Below are 20,224 nucleotides of genomic sequence, written 5' to 3'. Positions count from 1 at the left end.
TCAGCTCGGCCGGCCGGCTTCCGACGCCTCGCGCTCGATCCGCTCGAACTGAGCGGCCATCGCGGCGGCCAGGGCGTTGGCCGCGGACAGGGGGCGGACCATCACGGTGAGGTCGTCGACCAGGCCGTCGTCGTTCAGGTGCAGGAAGTCGCAGCCGTGGACCTCCCTGCCGGCCACGGCCGCCCGGAACATCAGGGCGTGGTCGCGGCCGTCGGCGCTGACGATCTCCCGCTCGTACCGGAAATCCTCGAAGACCCGCAGCACGCCGCGCAGGATGGCGGCGGTGATCGCCTTGCCGGGGTAGGGCTTGTGGGCGACCGGGCTGCTGAAGACGACGTCGTCGGCCAGCAGCGCCTCGAGCGCGGCGCCGTCCCGGCTCTCGGCGGCCTCACGGAAGGATTTCATGCGGCCACACGTTACCTGGCCACTACCGGTCACCGGCCCGTCCGCCGACGCCCCGCCACCAGACCATGGCCGCATGAAGGCTCATTCGCGCGCCGCCCTGACCGCAATCTTGCTCGTCCTGTTCGCCGCGGGATGCGGTGGCCCGAGCGCCGCCCCGGCCCCCGGCGTCACCACGTCCGGCCCGGCACCGTCCAGCGATGCCCCGTCGAGCGCCGCCCCGGCGAGCGCCGCGCCGTCCAGCGATGCCCCGTCGAGCGCCGCCCCGGCGAGCGCCGCGCCGTCCAGCGATGCCCCGACGAGCGCCGCCCCGTCCGCGGAGCCGTCGCCCACGAAGCCGGCTTTCGCGGCCGCGAACGGCAGGCGTCTCAAGGCCTGCGCCGACGGGGTCTGCGAGGTCATCGTCGAGTCCGGCGACAAGCTGCCGAACGACAGCGGCTTCGGCGCCGTGAACGTCACCATCAAGGGCGGCTACGTCACGATCTCCAAGACCACGTCGGACGGCTTCTCCACCACCCTGCGCGGCAACCAGGGCACCATCCAGCAGCTCAACGACCAGGTCTTCGTCATCGTGGCCGTGGACGGCCGCCGCGCGGTCCTGCGGATGAGCAAGAAGTGACCCGCCTTCCCGACTATGCATCCATGTGTATAGTGGCCCGCCATGACGATCGCCACGGCGTTTCTGGCGCTGCTTGAAGAACGGCCCCAGCACGGGTACGACCTCAAGCGCGCCTACGACCAGCACTTCGGGCTCGACCGGCCGCTGCATTACGGGCAGGTCTACACCACGCTCGCCAAGCTTCTGCGCAACGGACTGGTGAGCGTGGACGGGGTCGAGGGCGCGGGCGGGCCGGACCGGAAGCGCTACACGATCACCGACGCCGGGGTCACCGACATCCAACGCTGGCTCGACGAACCCGAGAAGCCGGATCAATACCTGCAGAGCACGCTGTACGCCAAGGTGGTCGGCGCGCTGCTCACCGGCCGGTCCGCCGCCGCCGTGCTGGACGTGCAGCGCGAGGAGCACCTGGTGGCCATGCGCGAGCTGACCCGCCGCAAGCAGGGCGGTGACCTGGCCGACCGGATCATCTGCGACCGTGCCCTGTTCCACCTCGACGCCGACCTGCGCTGGCTGGAGCACACCGCCACGCTGCTCGACGAACTGGCCGCCGAGCTGCGCGGGACCAAGGAGTGAGCGCGCTGATCGCGGCCGAGGGGCTGCACAAGGCGTACGGGCCGACCGTCGCGCTGGGCGGAGCCGACCTGATCGTGCACGCGGGCGAGATCGTGTCCGTGATGGGCCCCTCCGGGTCGGGCAAATCCACGCTGCTGCACTGCGCCGCGGGTCTGACCGTGCCGGATGCGGGCCGGGTCGCCTACGCGGGGCGGGAGCTGTCCCGGATGAGCGACGTCGAGCGCAGCGCGTTGCGGCGCCGGGAGTTCGGGTTCGTCTTCCAGTTCGGGCAGCTGGTGCCGGAGCTGACCGCACTGCAGAACGTGGCGTTGCCGCTGCGCCTGGACGGCGTCTCCCGGCGTACCGCCGAACGCCGGGCCACCGGCTGGCTGGACCGGCTCGGCCTGGCCGACAAGGCGCGGGCCCGGCCGGGGGAGTTGTCCGGCGGGCAGCAGCAGCGGGTGGCGGTGGCGCGGGCCCTGGTCGCCGACCCGAAGGTGATCTTCACGGACGAGCCGACCGGAGCGCTCGACTCGATCGCCGGTGAGCGGGTGATGGAAATGCTGACCAGCGCGGCCCGGGAGACGGGCGCGGCGGTCGTGCTGGTCACGCACGACGCGAGGGTCGCCGCGTACGCGGACCGCTCGATCGTCGTCCGCGACGGGCGCAGCTCCGAGCGGGCGGGTGTCCGATGAGGCGCACCGCGGCCGAGCTCGCGCTGGGTGTCCGGCTGGCGTTCGCGGGTGGCCGCACCGGCTGGATCCGCACCGCGCTGACCGCCGCCGGGGTGGCGGTCGGCGCCGTGGCGCTGCTGCTCGGGGCGTCGGTCCCGGCGCTGCTCGACGCCCGGCAGGACCGGGCGCTCGCGCGGGCCGACAGCACCGGGGCGATCGAGGTGCCGGCCGGTGACACCCTGCTCGTCGCCGCCGTGGAATCGCAGTGGGGCGCCAACGCCGTACGCGGGCGTCTGATCTGGCCGGAGTCGACCCGCGCCCCGCTGCCGCCGGGCGTGCCCGCGTTCCCCGGCGAGCACCGGATGTACGCCTCGCCCGCCCTGCAGCAGGCGTTGCGGGGCCCGGACGGCGACGTGCTGCGCAAGCAGATGCCGTACGAGGTGATCGGCACGATCGGGCCGGAGGGGCTGTCCGGCCCGCACGAGTTCGCCTACTACGCCGGCTACCAGCGCGTCGAGAAGCTGGTCCGCGAGGGCTCCTGGCGGGTGGACCACTTCGGGTACACCATTCCCGGCGACGTGGAGTCGGGCACAGGCACCTACGTGGTCGTGGCCGCCATGCTGGCCACCCTGCTGCTGCCGATCGCGATCTTCATCGGCGCCGCGCTGCGGTTCGGCTCGGACACCCGGGAACGCCGCCTGGCCGCGATCCGGCTGGTCGGCGCCGACCGCCGCGCGGTGCTGCGGATCGCCCTCGGCGAGAGCCTGGTGCCGGCGGTGCTCGGCCTGACCGGCGGCACAGCGCTCTACCTGCTGGCCCGCAGCCGGGCGGCCGACGTGCAGCTGTTCAACGTCAGCGTCTACCCGGCCGACATCCGCCCGGTGCCGGTTCTTGCCGTGCTCGTCGTCCTGATCGTTCTGGCGCTGTCGGCCGGCATGGCCCTGCTCGGCTTCCGCGGCGTCGCCGTCGAACCGCTCGGTGTCCTCCGCCGCTCGACCGTGTGGCGCGGCCGGCTGTGGTGGCGGCTCCTCCCGCTAGCGGCCGGCCTCGCCCTGCTCTACCCGGTGGTTCTGCCGGGCGAGGTCGGCGAGGACCGCACCGGCGCCGGAGTCGTGCTGCTGCTCGTCGCGCTCATCCCCCTGCTGCCGTACCTGGTCCCGGTGGTCGCCCGCGCGCTCACCGGCGGCCCGGTGTCCTGGCAGCTGGCGGCCCAGCAGCTGCGTCAGAACCCGGTCTCGTCGACCCGCGCGGTCACCGGCATCGTCGTCGCGGTCACCGGCGCGATCGCCCTGCACACGTTCTTCGGCGCGGCCACGGTCCGGCGCGCGACCCCGGACGACCCGGCCGACCCCGGCTACATGCTGCAGACCGCCGCCTACCAGGCCCCGGCCGCCATGCGTGCGCGCACGGCGTTGTTCGAGCAGGTCCCTGGGGTACGGGCGGGCACGGTCGCGCGGTACCCGCTGTACAGCACGAGCGGGACCACTCACCTCCCCGGCTACCTCGTCGTCGGGGACTGTGCCGCACTGAGCCAGATCGCCACACTGGACCGGTGCGCGGACGGCGACGCCTTCACCTCGGGCGAGGTCCCCGCCGCCGTCACCCTGTTGGACGACTCCGGCGACGAACCCGCACCCGGCGATCGGCTGCCCGTCCCGCGCAACCTCCGCCACGCCACCCTGATCGGTTCCGATGCGGAATACGCGTCGGAAAGCATCCTGCTGACCTCGGGCGCCATGCCCGCGGCGCTGTCCGGCGTGGACCCGTGGTTCGTGGAGACGCGCATGTTCGCCACCGGCGACGCGCCCGCCACGGTAGCCGGCGAGCTGCGCGGCGTCGCGGCCGCGATCGACCCGCTGGCCATGTTCACCGCGTTCGCCCCCGAGCACGACAAGTACGCCACCCTGCGCACCGCCCTCGACATCGGCTCCACGATCATCCTGCTGATGATGGGCACCGGCCTGCTGCTCGACGTGGCGGCCCGGCTGCACGACCGCCGGAGGTTGCTCGGCGTGCTCACCGCGGTCGGCGCGCGCCGCTCCACGGTGATCTGGTCGGTGCTGTTGCAGGCCGTCGTCCCGGTCCTGGCCGGCCTGCTCCTCGCGGTCGGCGCGGGCGTCGCCCTCGGCGCGGTACTGATGCGCATGTCCCAGGTCCCGATCCTGTTCGACGCGCCGACCGTCCTCACCCCGGTGGCCGCCGGCCTGGTGCTGGTCCTGGCCACCACGGTCGCGGTGCTGCTGCCGGCGGCCCGCCGCGTCACCCGGACCGAGGAGCTCAGATACGAGTGACCCTCCCGATTGCCATGCGGCCCAGGGGCACGGGCGGGGCGCCTCGGAAGCGGGGAACGGTCCCTGCCGTCGCTTGCGGCCTCGTGTGGGGTTCTGCTCGGTGTGCCAGGTGGCCGGGTGTCTGCTTACTGTTGCTGGCGTCGCTTGCGGCCTCGTGTGGGGTTCTGCTCGGTGTGCCAGGCGGCCGGGTGCCTGCTCACTGTTGCTGGCGTCGCTTGCGCCCCGCGTGGGGTTCTGCTCGGTATGCCAGGCGGCCGGGTGCCTGCTCACTGTTGCTGCCGCCGCTCGCGCCCCGCGTGGGGTTCCGCTCGGTATGCCAGGCGGCCGGGTGCCCGCTCACCGTCGCTGCCGCCGCTCGAGGCCGTGGCCGGGCGCGGTCTGGTGGTAGGAGCAGGCGCGAGTGGTAGGAGCAGGCGCGAGTGGTGGGACAGAGCGGCATCCGGGCCGAAATAGCGCTCTGAGCCACCACGGTCCGCACGGGTGGTGGGCAGGCGCGGAATTCGGGGCCAGATTGCGCCCGGTCCTACCACCGGCCGCGGGCGTAGGCGCGCGCAAGGTCGAGGGCAGCCGACAACGCCGAAGATGCCGGAGATGCCGCCATGAACTACCACTCCCGCGCCCGGCTACCACCGCGAGCGGCGGCAGCCAGGGTGAGCGGGCACCCGGGGGCCTGGCATACCGAGCGAAACCCCACGCCGGCCTCGAGCGGCGGCAGCGAGGGTGAGCGGGCACCCGGGGGCCTGGCATACCCGGCCCGACCCCACAACCAGCGGAAACGCCGGCAGCAACGCCACGCTATGGAAACGCCGGCAGCGACGGCACGCTATGGAAACGCCGGCAGCGTCGCCCCGGAGAGGCGTCGCCCGGGAGAGGCGTCGCCCGGGAGAGGCGTCGCCCGGGAGAGGCGTCGCCCGGGAGAGGCGTCGCCCGGGAGAGGCGTCGCCCGGGAGAGGCGTCGCCCGGGAGACGCGCCGCCCCGAGACCGCCGGCCGCAACCGGCGTCAGTACGAGTAGCGGTGCACTTTCTCCGGGTGGATCACGATGCGGACCTGGTCGGCGTCCAGGAGCTCCTGGAGTTCGGCGGCCCGGCGCGGGTCGTCCAGGTCCCAGTAGCGGGCGGCGAGACGGGCGGCGAGGTCGTGCGCGCCGTCGGTCTCGATCGTGGTGCGGCCGGCGACCGACACCCAGCGTTCGCGCTCGGCGACCGGGGCGGCGACGACGATCGACGCCCGCGGGTCCTCCGTCAGGCGCCGCACCTTCAGCGTCTCGGGGCCGGTGAAGAGCTGGATCGTCCCCTCTGCGGTGGCCTCGAACCACACCGGCCGGGGCTGTGGTGGTTGCGGCCCGGCCGCCACGGTCAGGAATCCGTGCAACGGGCGGGCGAGGAACTCGAGGTCCTCGGCGGTCAGCTCAGTCATCTGGGCCCCCTTCGGACTCGACCCTACCCGCGCCGGCGCAGCCGCGGATCCGTCAGCGCCGGGGGCACGTACGCCTGGTCGAGCGCGCCCACGTCGGAGCCGGGCGGGACGATCTCGTCGATCCGGTCGAGGACATCGCCGGTCAGCGTCACCTCGGCGGCGGCCAGCAGGTCGTCGAGCTGCTCCATGGTGCGTGCGCCGAGCAGGGCGCTGGTCACGCCGGGGTGGGCGACCGCGAACGCGACGGCGAGGTGGGTCAGCGGCAGGCCCGCCTCGGCGGCGAGCGGGACGAGCTTCTCGACGGCGGCGACCCGGCGTTCGTCCGAGATGTGCTTGAAGAACTTCTGCCGGCGCAGGTCGGACTGCTGGTCCTTGCGGATGCGGCCGGTGAGCGTGCCCTGGGCGAGCGGGCCCCAGACGATGGCGCCCATGCCGTAGCGCTGGGCGAGCGGCAGGACCTCGCCCTCGATGCCGCGGTTGAGGATCGAGTACGGCGGCTGCTCGCAGCGGAACCGTTCCAGGCCGCGGCGTTCGGCGAGCCACTGGGCCTCGACGATCTCGGAGGCGGGCGTGCCGGAGGAGCCGATCGCCCGGACTTTGCCGCTGCGGACCAGGTCGGTGAGCGCGGACAGGGTCTCCTCGATGTCGGTGCCGGGATCCAGGCGGTGGATCTGGTAGAGGTCGATGTGGTCGGTGCCCAGCCGGCGCAGCGAGCCCTCGACCGCGGCCGTGATCCAGCGCCGCGACGTGCCCTGCTGGTTGGGGTCCTCGGTGCTCATCGGCCGGCCGAACTTGGTGGCGATGACGACGCTGTCGCGGCGGCCCTTGATCGCCTTGCCGACGATCTCCTCCGATTCGCCGTACGAGTAGACGTCGGCGGTGTCGATGAGGTTGATGCCGGCGTCCAGGGCCCGGCGGATGATCCGGATCGCGTCGTCGTGGTCGGGGTTGCCGACGCCGAGGGCGCTGCCGAACATCATCGCCCCGAGCGCGTACGGGCTGACCCGGATGCCGGTGCGGCCGAGCGTGCGGTATTCCATGTGCCCTCCTGAATGAGTTCTCCACTCGATCGTCGGGCGGGAGGGGCGCCCCGGACAGGTCATCGGCTGGTCGTCCGGTGTCCAATCTCGCGGTCCCACAGCCACGCGGTGATCTGGGCGACCGCCCGGTCCCGGTGCCGGCGGTAGGTGCTGAACGACAGGTGCAACTCCTCGGCCACCCGCTCCTGGGTGGTTGCCGGGCGCAGGAATGTGCGGTCGGTGACGGCGCGGAGGGCGGGCGGCAGCGTCCCGGCCGCCTCCGTCAGAAGGCCCTTCAACGCGGCGGTTCCGACCGCGCGGGAGCGCATCAGTGGACTCTCCCGCAGCTTCCGCGGATCGTGCAGGTCGCGCAGGGCGGAGCGGACGGCCTCGGCGAACTCCGGCCGCGACAGGACCGGATCACCCGACGGCTCCTCGGCGGGCCGCGCCGGCACGCCCGCCCCACGGGCCGCGACCAGTTCCAGCCACTCGGCGACGCCGGTGCGGCGCCAGTCGTGCGCGTACACCGGGAAGGTCGTGCCGCCGGTGTCGGTGGCGCGCCAGAAGTCCAGGAACGCCATTGTCGGACCCCACATGTCGGCGTCGGCGTAGGCCGCCAGGAACGTCCAGGCCGTGTCGTCGTGGGTGAGGATGTCGAGCATCTGGCAGGCGGTGGCCAGCGTCATCGACGGCGACGGCCGCTGCCCGTGGTGGCGGTCGAGGAAGAAGCGCCACGCCCGCACCCGTTCACCGGGCCTCGGCGCGCCGTGCTGATCGGCGTACCGGAGCATCGCCCTCGCCTCGGGGTCGGCGGCCGCGACCGGCTCGCTCAGATCGAGACACGCGGCGTAGCCGTCCGGATCGCCGGAGGCGGAGCGAAAGATCCGGAAGGCCGTGGGCTGCGCGTCCAGCCAGTGCGCGACCAGCGCGGCCTGCTCCTCGCCCTGCCAGGCGGCCGTCATCGCCACGATCGCGGGCCGGTCGGCGTCCCGGAGCCGGTCGACGACGGTGTCCGGTGGCGGCGCCGGATAGGTCAGGAGTCCCAGGCGGGGGCCGGCCACGACGATCGAGCCGGCCAGGATTCGCAGCCGCTCCTGCTCGCCCGGCGCCGCGTGGATCCGCGACACCAGCCCGGCGTGCAGGCGGCGATGCAGGTCGGCCCAGCGCGCCGGGTCACGCCAGCGCAGGTCCGCGTCGAGGGCGTCGCGGACCACGTCGTGCGGGAAGAGGCCGTGCGGGCCCTCGACGATGATCGGGAGCGTGCGTAGCCAGGCGAACAGGTCCTCGCCGACCAGGTCCTCGGTGGTCACGGGGGCGTGCGCGCACAGGTCGAGGGCGTGGCGGTGCCGGGGGCTGGGCGCCTCGTCGAGGATCTGGGCGAGCAGGGCGCCGACGACGTCCGGGACGTCGGCGAGCGAATGCGGGTCGGCGCCCCGGCGGACCGCGTCGACCAGCATCGACAGCGTCAGCGGGTGGCCGCGGCTGATCGCCAGGAGGCGGTCGTGCCGCTCGGGCGGCACCTGCTGGATCGCGAGGTATTCCCGGGCGTCGGCGGGTGGCAGGTTGCCCAGCGGGACCACGTGCAGCAGTTCGCGCCACGCGGGGTCGGCCCGCCACCGCGGCCCGGGCGGGTGGCGTCCGGCGATCACCACGAAAGCGTCGTCGGGCAGCGAGGGCAGGTACTCGTCGCGTACCCAATCGTCGATCTCCGCCGGTTGCTCGTAGTCGTCGAGGAAGAGGACACGGTCGGAGGCGATGTCGGCCAGCACGTCCAGCAGGGCGGTCTTGCCGACCCCGCCCGGGCCGTGGACGAAGAACACGCCGGGGCCGGACAGGAGGGCCCGGAACCGCGCGATCTCGGCGTCGCGGCCGACGAAGGAGCGGTGGCGCAGCTTGCGGATCCGCTCGCCGAGGCTGGCGGTCACGGTGTGCCGGCCCGGTAGCGCAGGCCGTCGAGCAGCAGCGCGACCATGCGCTCGGGGTGCTTGCCCTGGCACAGCAGGGCGACGGCGTACAGGAGATCCTCGGGGTCGGTGCCGGCCCGGATCTCACCGGCCGCCGCGGCGGCGTCGAGCAGCGACGCGAGGGCCGGCCCGAGGGTCTGCATGAAGTAGCCGGGCAGGGCCGCGAACGCCGGATCGCCGGAGTGCAGCGCGGACGCGAACCCCGGCTTGGTCCGGAGCAGGGCGACGTAGCCGCGGAACCACTCGTCGAGCGTCGACGCCTGCGCCGACTCGGCGCAGGCGTCGATCTCGTGGCGGAGAACCGCCACGATCAGGTCCGACCGCTGCGGGAAGTGCCGGTACACCGTGCCGACGCCCAGGCCGGCCAGATCGGCGATCTGTTTGGCCGGGGCGTCGACCCCCGAGGTGGTGAACACCGTCATCGCCGCATCGAGGAGGGCGTCGATGTTGCGCTGCGCGTCGGCGCGGACCATCTGCTCGCCTCCCTAAGCGGAAAAGCTTTCCGCTTAGGTCAGCCTATCAGGGGACCTCCGGGTGGTTGACGTACGTCCACTCCGCGCCGTCCTCCGAGATCCAGGCGCTGTACTCGTTGTTGTTGGTGGGGATGATGAAGCCGCCGCCCGGGATCGCGTGACCGCGGGCGCCGAGCGACGGACCCACCCGGGTGAAGGTGCGGCCCCGGTCGGTGCTGCGGAAGGTGTCCATCACGCCCTCGACGATCACCGTGCGGTCGTCGATCGGCAGTACGGACAGCACCCTGCCCTTCAGACCGATCTCGACCGGCCCGGACCAGGTACGGGCGCTGTCGCCGCTGGCGTACAGGCGGATGCCGGCCCGGAGTCTCTCCACGAAATACACCGCCCGGCCGTCGGTGGTGTACAGCTCGTACCGGTCGGACGGCGCGTCCTTCGCGGCCGGGGGCAGTTCGGGCAGCAGCCGATTCTCCCAGGTCCGCCCGCCGTCCATGCTGACCGAGGCGGCGACGCGGCGACGGTCCGCGGCGACGATCCGCCAGAGCCCGTTGCTCGGCAGGGTGTCGATGAACATCGGCTGGCCGCGGTTGTCGCCCTTCAGATGCACGACGTCGCCGGTGGCCGGATCGACGGCCGCGTCGCCGTAGTAGCCCTGGAAGACCGGGCGGCCGAGCGGCAGGGCGTCGGCCTCGCGGACCTTCGCCTGCCGCCAGGTGGCGCCGGTGTCGGTGCTGACCCAGTAGTCCGGGTCGGGGATCAGGTCCGGGTTGTAGGTCTCGCCGTCCTTCGGCTCCCAGCCCGACATCGCCAGAACCATGGTTCCGAAGATCTGCACCACGCTCGGCTGCCGGAACCGGGGGCGGTCCTGTTCCGGCAGCGACAGCTTGCGCCAGGTGCGTCCCCGGTCGGAGCTGGCGGCCAGCATCGGCTTGCAGGGCTTGGCGCGGCAGTCCTGGTAGTTCATGTAAAGGTGGTCGAGGTCGCCGGCCTTGATCTCGGGGTACATCCCGGTCAGCGGCACGTCCCGCTCGCTGACATCCCAGAAACCGGGCTTGATCTCGATGTACTCGGGCTGCGGTTTCGGGGCGGTCGCGCCGGGCGGGACCACGGTCCGCCACGGCTGCACCTCGGCGATGGGCGCGGGCCTGACCGGCTTCGGCGCACGGTCTGCGGTCAGCGCGAACGTACCGCCACCGATCGCCACCGCGAGGGCGACGAACGACGCGCCGAACCAGCCCCGGCGGCGACGGCGGCGCTCGGCGCGGGCGAGGACATCGGCGTAGTCGGGCTTGGCGGCGGCCGCGGCAGCATGGGCGAAGCCGCGGAAGTCGATCGTCGGCTCAGGCATTGCTGTCCTCCTTGTCCGCCCCGAGGATCTCGGCCAGGGTGCGGCGCCCCCGATGCAGGCGGGTACGCACAGCCACCTCGCTGGCGCCGACGATCGCCGCGACCTCGGCGATCGGGAGGTCGGCGATGTGGTGCAGAACTATCGTCTCCCGGACGGCTCGCGGCAGTTTCTGCAGCGCGGCGACCAGGGCGACGTGGTCGGGGGAAAGCGCCGGGGCGGACTCGGCGGCACGGAGCCTGCCGGATCGGACGATCCTGTCGAACAGCATGTGGCGGCGGTGCCGGGACCGGGCGACGTTCATGGCGACCCGGACCAGCCAGGCTTCCGGGTTGGCCACGCCGCGCACGCCCTGGGGCCGGGCCAGGGCGCGCGCGAAGGCCTCCTGCACGGCGTCCTGCGCTTCCGCGAAGTCGCCGATCATGCCGTAGAGCTGGGCGACCAGCCGGCCCGCCGAGGCGGCGTACAGGTCGCGGAGATCGATGTCGGGGTCCACAAGGCACTCCTGCCACGTAGGTGTCACCCGTACGACTCACCGGGGAGGCGTGAGGTTACATCTGATGTGGAGCGCCTCCCCGGTGCTTCAGGGGACCGGCGGATGGTTGACGTACGTCCACTCCGCGCCGTCCTCGGAGATCCAGGCGCTGTACTCGTTGTTGTTGGTATTGATGATGTAGCCGCCGCCCGGGATCGGGCGGGGGAAGCCGCCGATCGACGGACCCACCCGGGTGAAGGTGCGGCCCCCGTCGGTGCTCCGGAGGACGTCGTGCGCGCTCTGCACGATCACGGTGCGGTCGCCGACCGGAAGCACGCCCAGCAGCGGGCCGTTCAGGTCGATCGGCACAGGCTCGGACCAGGTGCGGGCGCCGTCGCCGCTCGCGTACAGCTTGATGCTGTCCCGGAGCCGCTCCGCGAAATACACCGTCCGGCCGTCGGTCGTGAACAGACTGGACCTCATCGGCGCGCCATGGGCGACCGGGGGCAACGCCGGCAGGAGCCGCTTCTCCCAGGTGCGCCCTCCGTCCACGCTGATCGAGGCAGCCATGTGACTGCGATCCGCGGGGACGAGCGCCCAGAGCTCGTTGCCGGTAAGGGTTTCGACGTAGTCCAGGTGGGCGAGGCGGTCGCGCCTCACCCGCACGACATCCCCGGTGGCCGGATCGAAGGCGGTGTCGCCGTCGATGCGCTGGTGCACCGGCTGGCCGATCGGCAGGGCGTCGGCGTCGCGCGCCTTCGCCTTTCGCCAGGTGACCCCGGCATCGGCGCTCACCCAGTACTCCGTTTCGAACCGCTCGGTGCTGTCGATGCCCTCACTACTTCTCGGTGCGAAGCCCGACGCCGCCACGAGCGTGCTTCCGGAAGCCTGCATGACACCCGGCTGCGCGAACTGCGGGCGGTCCTGCCGAGGCAGCGGCAGCTTGCGCCACGTACGTCCCCGGTCCGAGCTGGCAGCCAGCATCGCCTTGCAGGGCTTGGCGCGGCAGTCCTGGTAGTTCATGTAGAGGTGGTTGAGGTCGCCGGCCTTGATCTCGGGGAAGATGCCGGTCAGCGGCTTGTCCGGATACTTGGGATCCCAGAGACCGGGCTTGATCTCGATGTAGCTGATCTGCGGTTTCGGGGCGGTCGCGCCGGGCGGGACCACCGTCTTCCACGGCCGCACCTCGGCGACCGGCGCCGGCCTGGGCACACGGTCGGCGGTCAGCGCGAACGTCGTCCCGCCACCGATCGCCACGGCCAGGACGACGAAGGTGGTGCCGAACCAGCCCCTGCGGTGCCGGCGGCGCTCGGCGCGGGCGAGGACATCGGCGTAGTCGGGCTTGGCGGCGGCGGCCGCGGCGGCGGCCAGGCCACGGAAGTCGATCGTCGGCTCAGGCATTGCTGTCCTCCATGTCCGCCCCGAGGATCTCGGCCAGGGTGCGGCGCCCGCGGTGCAGGCGGGTCCGAGCGGCCACCTCGGTGCAGCCCACGATCGCCGCGACCTCGGCGATCGGCAGGTCGGCGATGTGGTGCAGAACTATCGTCTCCCGGATCGCCCGCGGCAGTTTCTGCAGCGCGGCGACCAGGGCGACGTGGTCGGGGGAGAGGCCGGGGGTGGATTCGGCGGCGCGGAGCCTGCCGGATCGGACGATCCTGTCGAACAGCATGTGGCGGCGGTGCCGGGACCGGGCGACGTTCATCGCGACGCGGACCAGCCAGGCTTCCGGGTTGGCCACGCCGCGTACGCCGTGCGGCCGGGCCAGGGCGCGGGCGAAGGCCTCCTGCACGGCGTCCTGCGCTTCCGCGAAGTCGCCGATCATGCCGTAGAGCTGGGCGACCAGCCGGCCCGCCGAGGCGGCGTACAGGTCGCGGAGATCGATGTCGGGGTCCACTCAGGCGCTCCCTGCCAGGTAGGTGTCACCCGTACGACTCGTGGTAGCGGCGTCAGGTTACAACCTTTCTCACAGCACGTAGGGCGTGCGGAACAGCCGCCGCGGATCGGCCTTCGCCCGGACCTGACGCAGGCGGGCCAGATGCGGGCCGTGGCACCGCGACAGCAGCGCCGGGTCCGGCTCCAGGTAGTTGACGTAGCGCCCGGACGACCAGGTGGCTACGGCGCGATGACCACGATCGATCCAGGCGTACGCGTCGCGGACCGTCGCCGCGTCGCCGGCCGCCGGCATGATCAGCCACTGCATCATCGTGTGCGCCCCGCGCCACGGGAACGCCGTCGTCTCGGTCCGTACGCGGGCCGGGGCACCCGTGAGCTGCTTGAGCTTGGCCACGCCGGGCCGTTTCGCGCGGGCCCGGTCCTGCACCGCGGCCAGGATCGCGGCGATCGCCCGGTCCGGCAGCCGGCCGCGGAAGACGTCACTGCCGACGATCTCCGTGCGGCCGGCGTCGGAGTTCGTCCGGTCGTGCACGACGTCCAGATAGGGCCGCCGGCTCAGCTTGACGGACAACGGCGTGCGGCCCACGGCCCGTTCGATCGCGCGGGCTTCGGCGTCGGGCGCGGCCCCGATCACAAAACCGTTGATGCGTACGCCCAGAGCGCCGTCCGCCTCGGCCACGAACTGGCAGGTCGACCAGGAGCCGTCCCGTCCCGTGATCGCGGCCTGCCAGCCGGCCGCCGCCGCGACCGCGTCCGCCCACCGGTAGGCGAGGGTGAACTGTCCCGTCGCCGCGGCCGGGAACGTGCGCATCCGCCACTGGGTGACCACGCCGAACTGGCCGCCCCCGCCGCCGCGCAACGCCCAGAACAGGTCCGGCTCGCGGGCGGCGTCCACCGTGCGTTCCCGCCCGTCCGCGGTGACCAGCCGGGCCGCGGTGACGGCGTCGCAGGTGAGCCCGTACGCGGAGGCCGCCATGCCGATCCCGCCGCCCGAGGTGATGCCACTGATGCCGACGGTGCCGCAGGACCCGGACGGGATGGAGACGCCGCGCGCGCCCAGCCGTTCGTACACGTCGAGAAGCCGTGCCCCACCACCCACCGTGGCGGTCCGCGAAGCGGCGTCGTAGCCCACGCCGGCGAGTCGCCGCACGTCCAGCACCAGCGCCGACCCGCTGGTCGAGGCCCCGACGTAGGAGTGCCCGCCGCCGCGCGTCACCACCGGCACGCCGGAGCGCCGGGCGAACCGGATCGCCTCGGCGACGTCCCCCGCGTGCGCGCATCGGGCCACCGCGGGCGGGCGTACCACGTCGAACCGCGGGTCGTACAGCCGGCGCGCGGCGTCGTACCCGCCGGTGCCGGGCCGTTCCACCGTGCCGTCCAGGGAGGCGTCGAGCGCGGCCCAGTCGTCCTTGATCAGGGCCGGAACACTCAGGGCCCCGGTGGCTTTCAGCAGGGACCGGCGAGTCAGAGGCATGCCCAAAATGCTCGCATATCGGACATTTTCTCTACCAGAGGTCGCGAGCCTTCACGAACCGCCTGACCCCGCCGCGGATCAGGCTCTCCAGCATGTCGGGGCTGACCGGCTTCTCCAGGTACGGCACGCCGGGCTGGACCAGGCCGGTCGACAGCGCGATGTGCCGGGGGATGCCGGTCGCGTAGATCAGCTTGATGTCCGGGAAGGCCTCGGCGATCGCCTGGGTGTAGTTACTGGTGTCCCCGGGGATGGAGAGGTCCGCGACGACGGCGTCGATCTGGTCCGGGTACCGGTTGCAGATCTCCACCGCCTCGGCGCCGCTGAGCGCGGTGAGCACCTCGAAGTCGCGTGCCCGCAGCATCAGCGCGGTGGTCTGCAGGACGTCGTGGTCGTCGTCGACGACCAGGATCATCGGCTGGTTCATGGGTCATCCCCCGTTATCGCTGTTATCGGCCGGAGCGCGGGTGGCGTGCGCCGGTGACGTTCTCCATTTTGGCAGCGAGCGCCCCGGACTGCCGAGATTCGGGCAGAGCGGAAAGACGCAACCGTCATGCACCTCATGCCGTGGCCCGGCGGGCCGATGGGGGTGGCGTGACTTCCGGCGACCGCGAGAGCGACATCCGAGCACGGCTGACCGAGATCACCGGCGGCGAACCACCCGCCGGCCCGGAGCGTGACCTGCTCGGGCGGCTGCTCGTCTCGTACACCTCGAAAACCCCGGTGGGCATCGAGCAACTGGAGGCGCTGATCCACGACGGCGACGTCACCGGCGTGCGCCAGCTGGCGCACGCCCTGAAGGGCTCCGCCACCAACCTCGGCGTCACGGCCCTGTCCCGGCTGTTCGCGACCGTCGAGGACGAGGCGCGCGCCGGCCGGCTGCCCGACCCCGAGCCGGCGATGGCCGCGATCCACGCCGAGTTCGCCCTGGTCCGGCCAATCTGCACCGCCGTCGCCCACGACCTCCAATCTCGACAGTCGACGGCGTCTGCGGTCTAGCCTCTGGACCACTCGCCCTCGATCTCCGCTGGTGAGCCGACTATCGTTGGCCGATGACGCAGGCTCGGACGGTTGTGTTCAACGGGGATCTCGGGAGCGGGAAGACGACCGTGTCCGTGCTGCTGGCGCAGCGGCTGGGGGTGCGCCGGGTCAGCATCGGCGATCTCTACCGGCGGATGGCCGCCGAGCACGGCATGACCGCGCTGCAGTTCAACCTGCACTCGGAGCTGGACGACAAGGTCGACCACCACATCGACCAGCTGCAACATGACATCGCGGCCTCCGGCGAGCGCCTGGTGGTCGACAGCCGGCTCGCCTGGCACTTCTTCACCGACGCGCTGAAGGTGCACCTCGTCACCGACCCGCTGGTCGCGGCCCGGCGGGTGCTCGGGCGGCCCGGTGATTCGGTGGAGAACTACCGCAGCGTGGAAGAAGCCGGGCGGCAGCTGGCCGATCGGAGCGAGAGCGAGCGGCAGCGGTTCCTGGCCCGGTACGGCGTGGACAAGACCCGGCTGCGCAACTACGACCTGGTCTGCGACACCACGAGTGCCGCGCCGGAGCAGGTGGCCGCCCGGATCGTGGAGATGCTCGATCGTCCGGCCGGCTCGACGGCGTGCTACCTCGATCCGAAGCGGGTGCGGGTGAGCGCGGCGACCGAAGACGACGGCGAGATCGTGGTGCGGGACTTGGTCGCCGTACGCGGGAAGCAGCGGTTGGCCGCGGCAGTGAGCGCCGGTGAAACCTTGACCCCGGTGGTCCTCGACGGGGAGCCGGACGGGGAGTAGGTGCTATTCGGACCGCCGCCGGGCCTCCGCCACGATCCGTGCGGCTTCGGCCTCGGTGGCGGCGATCCGGTCGGCGGCCTGCTCCTCGGCGAGGGCGACGGCGGCTCGTTCCCGCCCGGGCGCGGGGTTGACCCGCACCCGGGTGTCGATATCTTGCGATTTACCAGGCGGCCGCGACGTCGAGGACCCAGGTGATGCCGAAGCGGTCGGTGAGCATCCCGTAGAGGGGCGCCCACTGCGCCGGCGCCAGATCCTGCACGACGGTGGAGCCTTCGCTGAGCCGCTTCCAGTACCCGGCGATCTCCTCCGTGCCGGAGCCGCGGACCGAGACGAAGAACGGGTTCTCGCCCTGGCTCCACGGCCGCGCCGACGGCACGTCGTACGCCATGATCTGGAAGCCCTCGGGCGACGTGACCTGGCCCCAGGTGAGCTGGTCGGCCTCGGCCTCGTCCGTGACGGCGCCGGCGTCGCGGTAGCTGATCGCGACCAGGTCACCGCCGAACGCGGAACGGTAGAACTCGAGGGCCTCCCGGGCGTTGCCGCGCAGGTTGAGGTGGGCGACGGTGGTGATGCTCATGATGTTTCCTCCTTGGTTGCCGACGGAGGGAACGATCGCAGGAGTAGAGGACAGGTACGGTCCGCTACTTCGCCGCGGAGGAGGCGGAGTCCAGGAGATGAACCGCCTGCCGCGCCGGATCAGATCAGGATCTTGGCCAGCGCGTGGAACGCCTCGGCCGGGAACGACGCGGTGTCGCCGCCGTTGAGCACCTGGATCGCGACCTCGTCCGCACCCGCCCGGTAGTGCTTCTCGATGCCGGCCGCGACCTGCTCGGCCGTGCCCCACGGGATGACCGCGTCGACGAGGCGGTCGCTGCCGCCGCCGGCGAGATCCTCGTCGGTCCAGCCGAACCGGCGCAGGTTGTTGGTGTAGTTGGGCAGCTGCAGGTACCCGGCCGTGTACTGCCGGGCGATCGCCCGCGCGGTCGTCGGGTCCGCCTCGACGACCACCGCGACCTCGGGCGCCAGCAGCCTGCCGGGTCCGAGGGCGGTCCGCGCCTCGGCGGTGTGCTCGGCGGTGGTGAAGTACGGGTGCGCGCCGGCCGACCGGTCCCGGGACAGCTCCAGCATCTTGGGCCCGAGCGCGGCCAGGATCCGCCGCTCGGGGGCGAGCCCGGCCGCGTCCAGGCCGTCCAGGTACTCCACCATCTTCGAGTACGGCTTCCGGTAGGCGGCGCCGTCCTTCTCGACCACCGGGGCGTGGCTGGCGCCGAGACCGAGCAGGAACCGGCCCGGGTGGGCCCGCTCGGCGTCCTCGGTGAACGCCGCCGCCTCGGCCGGCGTCGAGTGCCAGATGGACACGATCCCCGGGGCGACCCCGATGCGCTCGGTCCCGTCCAGGATCTCGCGGAAGCGGGCCGGAACGCCGTGCCCGAATCCGGCCGAGAACCAGATCCGGGAGTAGCCGAGCTCCTCGAGTTGGACCGCGGCGTCGAGGACCGCGTTGTCCTCCCGGAGGAAGAACGGCTGCCACACACTGACGAGTCTTTGTGCCATACCCGAAGACTAATGATTCCCCGGCTGAACCTGGGGACCTCCGGGCCGTCGTTGACCCGGGGAGGATGTGATGACCGTGGATGTGACCGTGCGCGTCGAGTCGACCGACCCGGTACGCGGCTTCGGGCTCGCCTCGATGCTCACGCGGACGCCCTGGCTGACGTTGACCGACGCGGACCGCTGCGACGTGCTGGTCCTGCTCGGCGACACCCTCGACGACGCGATGCTCGAGGTGATGCGCGGCGCTCATCGGGCCGGCGGCGGGGAGATCAGCTGCATCGTGATCGCGGACGAGATCACCGAGCAGCAGGTGGCGGCGGCCGCCCGGCTCGGCCTGATCGGCCTGCTGCACCGGTCCACCGCCGACGCCAGGCAGGTCCGCGACCTCATCGAGGTGAGCCGGTCGGTGCGGCCGGTGCTGCCCGGCTCGGTCGTCTCCACCCTGGTCAGCCGGTTCCGGGAGGACCAGGGGACCAGGGTTCTGAGCGCGCAGGAGGCGGCGGTGCTCCGCCTGTTCGCGGACGGGCTGACCGTCGCCGATGTGGGCCGTGAGCTCGGGTTGCGCCCCGGCCGGATCAGCACGATCGAGCGGCAGGTCGTCGGCCGCCTCAAGCTCCGCAACCGCGCGCACGCGGTCGCCTACGCCGTGCGTATGGCGGATTGTGGCGGAAAACTTCACTGATCCTTTTAAATGCATTGATACGTTCCTCCGGGTCGGCCTGACCACCGGGCCGCGACGAAGGGGGACATCAGTGCTCCGCAGATCCGTCATCGTGACGGCGGCCGTTCTCGCCGCCGTCCTCGGCGTCCAGACCGGCGCCCAGGCCGCTCCGGCGCCTGGCAGCGCGGGCGCCGGCGACGTCTACTACCCGAAGTACGGCAACGGGGGATACGACGTCGCGAACTACGACATCCGCCTGCGCTACTACCCGGACACCGACCGGCTGACCGGCACCACCACGATCCTGGCGACCGCCACCCAGGACCTCTCGGCGTTCAACCTCGACTTCGTGCTCGCCACCCAGTCCGTCAGGGTCAACAACCGACCCGCCGGGTACGCGCGCCGCGGCGACCACGAGCTCGTCGTGACGCCTGCCCGCCCGGTCGCGAAGGGTGAGCAGCTGACCATCGTGGTGCAGTACGACGACGTGCCCTCCGAAGTGGTCGCCTCCGGCTTCACCTCGTGGAACCGGACGCCGGACGGCGCGCTCGCCGTCAACGAGCCGGAGATCGCCTGGTGGTGGTACCCGAGCAACGACCACCCGACGGACAAGGCCGGCTTCGACGTGTCGGTGCTCGTGCCGGACGGCGTGGAGGCGATCTCCAACGGCGTGCCGACGCGCTGGGCGCAGCCGGTGATCGGCGGGTGGGACCGCTGGTCGTGGCGGCAGGACAAGCCGCAGGCCCCCTATCTGGCGTTCCTGGCCATCGGTGACTTCGACACCTACCAGGACACCTCGGCGGACGGCAGCCCGATCGTCTCCGCGTACAGCAGGCGTCTGGCCCCGGCCACCGCCGCGGCCGCGCGGAGCAGCGTGGAGCGCACCGACGAGATCCTCGACTGGGAGGCCGGGCTGTTCGGGCCGTACCCGTTCGGCGCCCGCGGTGGTGTGGTCACCGGCGCCGGCGATCAGGGCTTCGCCCTGGAGAACCAGACCCGGCCGGTGTACGACGGGCAGAGTTTCGCCCGCGGCTCGAACAACTCGCTGATCGTGCACGAGCTGGCCCACCAGTGGTTCGGCGACTCGGTGTCGGTCGGGCAGTGGAAGGACATCTGGCTCAACGAGGGCTTCGCGTCGTACGCGCAGTGGCTCTGGTCGGAGGAGCAGGGGGAGGGGACGGCCGCCGAGATCGCCGCGTACGTCTACTCCGAGGTCTATCCGGCCGACGACCCGTTCTGGCAGGTGCTGCCCGGCGACCCCGGCGCCACCCGGCTGTTCGACGGCGCGGTCTACGACCGTGGTGCTCTCACCCTGCACTACCTGCGGGAACGCGTCGGTGACGAGACCTTCTTCGCGATCTTGCGCACCTGGGCCGAGACCCAGCGGTACGGCGACGGCACCACGCCCGAGTTCGTGGCGCTGGCGGAGCGGATCTCCGGCCAGGAGCTGGACGGCTTCTTCCAGACCTGGCTCTACACCCCCGAGCGCCCCGACCTGGGCGTCAGCACGCTGACCGCGCCGGTCCGGCCGCGCTCGTGGCCGGCGATCGTGGCCGCCCGTCACTAGGCCGGGTGTTGAAACACGACTTTGCTCCTTCGTAGGGGCGGATTCCTCAGAAATGGTGT

Annotated in this window: 23 protein-coding genes; 8 read left to right on the top strand and 15 right to left on the bottom strand. The window is 72.3% G+C overall.

Annotated features, from left to right (window positions below):
* Window positions 1-405 carry a nuclear transport factor 2 family protein gene (locus QSK31_RS32950; protein WP_285688487.1) on the bottom strand — a complete coding sequence of 135 codons (405 nt, stop codon included), beginning with the start codon at window positions 403-405 and terminating at the stop codon, window positions 1-3.
* 81 nt (window positions 406-486) lie between these two features.
* Window positions 487-864, bottom strand: coding sequence for a pentapeptide repeat-containing protein (locus tag QSK31_RS32945; RefSeq protein WP_285688486.1), 378 nt, complete (start codon window positions 862-864; stop codon window positions 487-489).
* On the opposite strand from QSK31_RS32945, the gene QSK31_RS32940 reads away from it, so the two are divergent.
* Genes QSK31_RS32940 through QSK31_RS32925 form a run of 4 tightly spaced genes read left to right on the top strand, consistent with a single transcriptional unit; the run spans window position 851 to window position 4,541 of the window.
* Window positions 851-1,021, top strand: a complete 171-nt coding sequence (locus QSK31_RS32940; RefSeq protein WP_285688485.1) for a hypothetical protein — start codon at window positions 851-853, stop codon at window positions 1,019-1,021. The two genes, QSK31_RS32945 and QSK31_RS32940, sit on opposite strands and share 14 nt — an antisense overlap.
* 42 nt (window positions 1,022-1,063) lie before the next feature.
* Window positions 1,064-1,597 carry a PadR family transcriptional regulator gene (locus QSK31_RS32935; RefSeq protein ID WP_285688484.1) on the top strand — a complete coding sequence of 178 codons (534 nt, stop codon included), beginning with the start codon at window positions 1,064-1,066 and terminating at the stop codon, window positions 1,595-1,597.
* Window positions 1,594-2,271: an ABC transporter ATP-binding protein gene (locus QSK31_RS32930; protein ID WP_285688483.1), complete on the top strand. Its 678-nt coding sequence runs from the start codon at window positions 1,594-1,596 to the stop codon at window positions 2,269-2,271. Before QSK31_RS32935 ends, QSK31_RS32930 begins: the two co-directional genes overlap by 4 nt.
* Complete coding sequence (locus tag QSK31_RS32925) at window positions 2,268-4,541, top strand: ABC transporter permease (RefSeq protein ID WP_285688482.1); 2,274 nt, start codon at window positions 2,268-2,270, stop codon at window positions 4,539-4,541. Before QSK31_RS32930 ends, QSK31_RS32925 begins: the two co-directional genes overlap by 4 nt.
* 1,001 nt (window positions 4,542-5,542) lie before the next feature.
* Here QSK31_RS32925 and QSK31_RS32920 read toward each other — a convergent pair.
* The 10 genes from QSK31_RS32920 to QSK31_RS32875 form a co-directional block, all read right to left on the bottom strand.
* Window positions 5,543-5,959 (bottom strand): pyridoxamine 5'-phosphate oxidase family protein, encoded by a 417-nt coding sequence (locus tag QSK31_RS32920; protein WP_285688481.1) that lies wholly within the window; start codon window positions 5,957-5,959, stop codon window positions 5,543-5,545.
* A gap of 23 nt (window positions 5,960-5,982) precedes the next feature.
* A complete protein-coding gene (locus QSK31_RS32915; protein WP_285688480.1) occupies window positions 5,983-6,999 on the bottom strand; it encodes an aldo/keto reductase in 1,017 nt (338 codons plus the stop codon).
* Between the two features lie 59 nt (window positions 7,000-7,058).
* The gene (locus QSK31_RS32910; RefSeq protein WP_285688479.1) at window positions 7,059-8,903 is read right to left on the bottom strand and encodes an ATP-binding protein; all 1,845 of its coding nucleotides are present in this window, start codon (window positions 8,901-8,903) and stop codon (window positions 7,059-7,061) included.
* Window positions 8,900-9,415, bottom strand: coding sequence for a TetR/AcrR family transcriptional regulator (locus tag QSK31_RS32905; RefSeq protein WP_285688478.1), 516 nt, complete (start codon window positions 9,413-9,415; stop codon window positions 8,900-8,902). The genes QSK31_RS32910 and QSK31_RS32905 overlap by 4 nt, the downstream gene beginning before the upstream one ends.
* 46 nt (window positions 9,416-9,461) lie before the next feature.
* The gene (locus QSK31_RS32900) at window positions 9,462-10,763 is read right to left on the bottom strand and encodes a sialidase family protein (protein WP_285688477.1); all 1,302 of its coding nucleotides are present in this window, start codon (window positions 10,761-10,763) and stop codon (window positions 9,462-9,464) included.
* A complete protein-coding gene (locus QSK31_RS32895; protein ID WP_285688476.1) occupies window positions 10,756-11,256 on the bottom strand; it encodes an RNA polymerase sigma factor in 501 nt (166 codons plus the stop codon). The genes QSK31_RS32900 and QSK31_RS32895 overlap by 8 nt, the downstream gene beginning before the upstream one ends.
* A gap of 87 nt (window positions 11,257-11,343) precedes the next feature.
* Window positions 11,344-12,636, bottom strand: a complete 1,293-nt coding sequence (locus QSK31_RS32890; RefSeq protein ID WP_285688475.1) for an exo-alpha-sialidase — start codon at window positions 12,634-12,636, stop codon at window positions 11,344-11,346.
* Window positions 12,629-13,129, bottom strand: coding sequence for an RNA polymerase sigma factor (locus tag QSK31_RS32885; protein WP_285688474.1), 501 nt, complete (start codon window positions 13,127-13,129; stop codon window positions 12,629-12,631). Before QSK31_RS32885 ends, QSK31_RS32890 begins: the two co-directional genes overlap by 8 nt.
* 69 nt (window positions 13,130-13,198) lie before the next feature.
* A complete protein-coding gene (locus QSK31_RS32880) occupies window positions 13,199-14,602 on the bottom strand; it encodes an FAD-binding oxidoreductase (RefSeq protein ID WP_285688473.1) in 1,404 nt (467 codons plus the stop codon).
* Between the two features lie 31 nt (window positions 14,603-14,633).
* Complete coding sequence (locus QSK31_RS32875) at window positions 14,634-15,026, bottom strand: response regulator (RefSeq protein WP_285688472.1); 393 nt, start codon at window positions 15,024-15,026, stop codon at window positions 14,634-14,636.
* Window positions 15,027-15,193: 167 nt separating this feature from the next.
* Here QSK31_RS32875 and QSK31_RS32870 point away from each other — a divergent pair, with 167 nt between their 5' ends.
* Window positions 15,194-15,598 (top strand): Hpt domain-containing protein, encoded by a 405-nt coding sequence (locus tag QSK31_RS32870; RefSeq protein ID WP_285688471.1) that lies wholly within the window; start codon window positions 15,194-15,196, stop codon window positions 15,596-15,598.
* Between the two features lie 53 nt (window positions 15,599-15,651).
* Window positions 15,652-16,383, top strand: coding sequence for an AAA family ATPase (locus QSK31_RS32865; protein ID WP_502873045.1), 732 nt, complete (start codon window positions 15,652-15,654; stop codon window positions 16,381-16,383).
* Between the two features lie 3 nt (window positions 16,384-16,386).
* On the opposite strand, the gene QSK31_RS32860 is transcribed toward QSK31_RS32865, so the two are convergent.
* The 3 genes from QSK31_RS32860 to QSK31_RS32850 form a co-directional block, all read right to left on the bottom strand.
* Entirely contained in the window at window positions 16,387-16,521 is a 135-nt protein-coding gene (locus tag QSK31_RS32860; RefSeq protein ID WP_285688470.1) for a hypothetical protein, read from the bottom strand.
* Between the two features lie 22 nt (window positions 16,522-16,543).
* The gene (locus QSK31_RS32855) at window positions 16,544-16,960 is read right to left on the bottom strand and encodes a VOC family protein (RefSeq protein ID WP_285688469.1); all 417 of its coding nucleotides are present in this window, start codon (window positions 16,958-16,960) and stop codon (window positions 16,544-16,546) included.
* 119 nt (window positions 16,961-17,079) lie between these two features.
* Window positions 17,080-17,937, bottom strand: a complete 858-nt coding sequence (locus QSK31_RS32850; RefSeq protein ID WP_285688468.1) for an LLM class F420-dependent oxidoreductase — start codon at window positions 17,935-17,937, stop codon at window positions 17,080-17,082.
* A 70-nt stretch (window positions 17,938-18,007) separates the two neighbouring features.
* Here QSK31_RS32850 and QSK31_RS32845 point away from each other — a divergent pair, with 70 nt between their 5' ends.
* Complete coding sequence (locus QSK31_RS32845) at window positions 18,008-18,619, top strand: helix-turn-helix transcriptional regulator (protein WP_285688467.1); 612 nt, start codon at window positions 18,008-18,010, stop codon at window positions 18,617-18,619.
* Window positions 18,620-18,689: 70 nt separating this feature from the next.
* Complete coding sequence (locus QSK31_RS32840) at window positions 18,690-20,165, top strand: M1 family metallopeptidase (RefSeq protein WP_352244523.1); 1,476 nt, start codon at window positions 18,690-18,692, stop codon at window positions 20,163-20,165.
* Window positions 20,166-20,224 lie beyond the last annotated feature (59 nt).

Origin of the sequence: Actinoplanes sp. NBRC 103695, assembly GCF_030269485.1 — a bacterium.
GTDB lineage: Bacteria > Actinomycetota > Actinomycetes > Mycobacteriales > Micromonosporaceae > Actinoplanes.
This window is presented reverse-complemented; position numbering and strand designations above follow the sequence as displayed.

Bases quoted from the DNA above. Each gene is read 5' to 3' on its own strand.
- QSK31_RS32950 (WP_285688487.1), bottom strand. From the start codon at position 405: ATGAAATCCTTCCGTGAGGCCGCCGAGAGCCGGGACGGCGCCGCGCTC.
- QSK31_RS32945 (WP_285688486.1), bottom strand. From the start codon at position 864: ATGGTGACGTTCACGGCGCCGAAGCCGCTGTCGTTCGGCAGCTTGTCG.
- QSK31_RS32935 (WP_285688484.1), top strand. From the start codon at position 1,064: ATGACGATCGCCACGGCGTTTCTGGCGCTGCTTGAAGAACGGCCCCAG.
- QSK31_RS32925 (WP_285688482.1), top strand. From the start codon at position 2,268: ATGAGGCGCACCGCGGCCGAGCTCGCGCTGGGTGTCCGGCTGGCGTTC.
- QSK31_RS32920 (WP_285688481.1), bottom strand. From the start codon at position 5,959: ATGACTGAGCTGACCGCCGAGGACCTCGAGTTCCTCGCCCGCCCGTTG.
- QSK31_RS32915 (WP_285688480.1), bottom strand. From the start codon at position 6,999: ATGGAATACCGCACGCTCGGCCGCACCGGCATCCGGGTCAGCCCGTAC.
- QSK31_RS32905 (WP_285688478.1), bottom strand. From the start codon at position 9,415: ATGGTCCGCGCCGACGCGCAGCGCAACATCGACGCCCTCCTCGATGCG.
- QSK31_RS32900 (WP_285688477.1), bottom strand. From the start codon at position 10,763: ATGCCTGAGCCGACGATCGACTTCCGCGGCTTCGCCCATGCTGCCGCG.
- QSK31_RS32890 (WP_285688475.1), bottom strand. From the start codon at position 12,636: ATGCCTGAGCCGACGATCGACTTCCGTGGCCTGGCCGCCGCCGCGGCC.
- QSK31_RS32880 (WP_285688473.1), bottom strand. From the start codon at position 14,602: ATGCCTCTGACTCGCCGGTCCCTGCTGAAAGCCACCGGGGCCCTGAGT.
- QSK31_RS32875 (WP_285688472.1), bottom strand. From the start codon at position 15,026: ATGAACCAGCCGATGATCCTGGTCGTCGACGACGACCACGACGTCCTG.
- QSK31_RS32865 (WP_502873045.1), top strand. From the start codon at position 15,652: ATGACGCAGGCTCGGACGGTTGTGTTCAACGGGGATCTCGGGAGCGGG.
- QSK31_RS32855 (WP_285688469.1), bottom strand. From the start codon at position 16,960: ATGAGCATCACCACCGTCGCCCACCTCAACCTGCGCGGCAACGCCCGG.
- QSK31_RS32850 (WP_285688468.1), bottom strand. From the start codon at position 17,937: ATGGCACAAAGACTCGTCAGTGTGTGGCAGCCGTTCTTCCTCCGGGAG.
- QSK31_RS32845 (WP_285688467.1), top strand. From the start codon at position 18,008: ATGACCGTGGATGTGACCGTGCGCGTCGAGTCGACCGACCCGGTACGC.